This window comes from Monashia sp. HAY1-2A (genome assembly GCF_056755315.1).
The window spans coordinates 1-241 of record NZ_JBNDHY010000713.1; the positions used below are offsets into that span (position 1 = coordinate 1).

Annotated in this window: 1 rRNA gene; it reads left to right on the forward strand. The window is 58.1% G+C overall.

Annotation, left to right across the window (positions count from 1 at the left end):
- Nucleotides 1-241, forward strand: a 16S ribosomal RNA gene (locus ACPYOM_RS23645); the annotation flags it as partial.

A 241-nucleotide genomic window follows, 5' to 3' on the forward strand; every position in this document is an offset into this window, starting at 1 on the left:
GTGGCGAACGGGTGAGTAACACGTGAGTAACCTGCCCTTGACTCTGGGATAAGCCTGGGAAACTGGGTCTAATACCGGATATGACTCCTCATCGCATGGTGGGGGGTGGAAAGCTTTTGTGGTTTTGGATGGACTCGCGGCCTATCAGCTTGTTGGTGGGGTAATGGCCTACCAAGGCGACGACGGGTAGCCGGCCTGAGAGGGTGACCGGCCACACTGGGACTGAGACACGGCCCAGACT